This is a genomic window from Streptomyces graminilatus (genome assembly GCF_001418565.1).
Taxonomy (GTDB): domain Bacteria; phylum Actinomycetota; class Actinomycetes; order Streptomycetales; family Streptomycetaceae; genus Streptomyces; species Streptomyces graminilatus.
Map to the genome: position 1 here is coordinate 1 of NZ_LIQQ01000558.1, position 2,259 is coordinate 2,259.

The 2,259-nt window shown below is 73.2% G+C and carries 3 protein-coding genes; 2 read left to right on the top strand and 1 reads right to left on the bottom strand.

The window, feature by feature from the left end; genetic code table 11:
* Positions 1-3: 3 nt before the first annotated feature.
* On the top strand, positions 4-69 hold the full coding sequence (locus tag AOK08_RS45205) for an SPW_0924 family protein (protein WP_241827243.1): 66 nt from the start codon (positions 4-6) through the stop codon (positions 67-69).
* A gap of 29 nt (positions 70-98) precedes the next feature.
* Positions 99-1,091, top strand: a complete 993-nt coding sequence (gene pgfA / locus AOK08_RS36435; RefSeq protein WP_055534029.1) for a cell envelope lipid trafficking protein PgfA — start codon at positions 99-101, stop codon at positions 1,089-1,091.
* Here the strand turns inward: pgfA and AOK08_RS36440 are convergent.
* On the bottom strand, positions 1,081-2,259 hold a 1,179-nt coding region (locus AOK08_RS36440; RefSeq protein WP_277816056.1), incomplete at its 5' end, for an ATP-dependent helicase C-terminal domain-containing protein. The two genes, pgfA and AOK08_RS36440, sit on opposite strands and share 11 nt — an antisense overlap.

Sequence of the window (2,259 nt, forward strand, 5' to 3'; positions counted from 1 at the left end):
GCCCTGGGCCCGCCGGCGGGCACGACGTCCCCGAAGCCGCTGCTGACCACGGTCCCCTCACACCCGTAGCCGCGCACCTCTCCGGGAGGGAGGCCGAGATGCGCCGAAAGTCCGGCCTGGTCCTGCTCGCCCTCGCCGTGTTCTTCGCGGCGCTGTCCCCGCTGCTGCGCTGGTACGCCTTCCCGCGCCTCGCCAAGGTCCCGGCGGACCAGTACACGACCATGGTCCTGGAGGCGAAGGACGCGACCCTCCTTGACTACGGCACCTTCCAGGCGAAGAAGGTCCCCAAGGTCACCATCGTGCAGACCCTCAAGGGCAACGTCGAGGCCGCGGAGAGGATCGAGCGGACGGCAGGGCGGGACGTGGTCGTCTGGGACGGCCTCTCCTACGTCCAGGGACCCGACGGGAAGATGGTCTCGAAGATCCCCGAGCGCTACATCTTCGACGCGCACACCCAGGAACCCGTCCACGCCCCCGGCGAGATGGTCGACGGCGACGCTGTGAAACGCCGGGGCATCGAGTTCAAGTGGCCCTTCCTGACCGAGAAACGGGACTACGAGTACTTCGACGCCCAGGCACGGACGACCGCACCCATCCACTACAAGGGCACCCAGGACTTCCGGGGCGTCCGGGTCTACTACTTCGAGCAGACCGTCCCGTGGACGCGGGTCCCCTTCCCCAAGGACCTGCCCGTCAAGGGCATCACGGCCGAGACGATCGCCGAGACCGGCATGACCCGCTGGTACACCACGGTCCGCAGGTTCTGGGTGGAACCGGTCACCGGCGCGCCCGTCTACGGCGAGGAGATCCACCAGGAGGAACTGCGTGGAGGCACCCTCCTGGGGGGCCGCGAAAAGGTGACGGCCTTCTCCGGGCACGTGAAAATGCGCGAGGACTACATCGAGTCGACGGTCGCCCTGGTCAAGTCCCAGCGCGTACTGGTCCTGTGGATGACTTCGTACCTGCCCTGGGGATTCCTCACCCTCGGGGTCCTGCTGCTGGCCCTCGCCCTCTTCCTGGAGGCCCGCGGGCGCAGGCCCGCCGGACCCGCCCCGGCCAAGACCTCCGCCCCCGAGCCGGTCAGCGCCTGAGCCGCGCGTTCGTGTGCCGCGTCGGCTCGGCGGTCGCCGGGTCCTCCGGCCACGGATGCTTCGGATACCGGCCGCGCAACTCGGCGCGTACGCCCCGGTAGCCGTCCTTCCAGAAGGACGCGAGGTCGGCGGTGACGGCGGCGGGCCGACCGGCGGGCGACAGCAGATGCACGAGCACCGGCACACCGGCCACGGCGGGCGACTCCCGCAGCCCGAACATCTCCTGCAACTTCACCGCCAAAACGGGCCGTTCCGGATCGGAGTAGTCGACCCGGATCCTGGACCCGCTCGGTACCGCGATCCGCTCCGGCGCCAGCTCGTCGAGCCGCCCCGCCTCCCCGGAGGCCCACGGCAGGAGCCGGTTCAGCGCCTGCCCCGCCTCGATCCGCCCCAGGTCGGCCCGCCGCCGCGCCCGGCTCAGCTCGGGCTCCAGCCACTCGTCCACGCGCGCGTGGAGGGCGTTTTCGGAGACGTCCGGCCAGGGAGCGCCCAGGTGCAGACGGAGAAACGCGAGCCGCTGCCGCAGGATCCCGGCGTCCGCCGACCACCGCAACAGCCCGAGCCCTTCTTGCCGCAGCCCTTCCAGCAGGGCCTCGCGTACGAGTCCGGGGCCGGGGTCCCGCAGCGGACGCACCGCCAGCTCCACCGCCCCGAGCCGCTCGACCCGGCGGGCGACGACATCCCCGTCCGCCCAGTGGACCTCCTCGCCCTTGACGTACAGGGCGCCGGCCGCCGACCGGGCGGTGTCCTCGTCGACGGGGACGGCCAGCCGCACGCGCGCGTGCCCCGACCCCACCGGCCGGTCCGCCACGGCGACCGCGATCCAGGGCGCGCCCCGCAGCGCCGAACCGTCACCGGCCTCGGCACGGGTACCGGACACCATCAGATACGAACCGCCCTGAGCCCTGGCGACCCGCTCGGGAAAGGCGAGCGCGGCGACGAGCCCGACCGCGCGATCGTCCCCGGCGGCCGGGGCGGAGCCCTCGCCCGGTTCGCGGGACGAGGGGCCGGGCGCCGCCGAGCGCAACCGGCGGGCCTCCGTCCGCCAGCGGGCCGCGTACGCGTCGCCGCCGCGCCGGGCCGAACGCCAGGCCGCCGCCAGGTCGTCGCCGTACTCCCGGGGCGGCTCCTCGCTCAGCAGCGCGACGATCTCGGCGGCCCGGGCCGC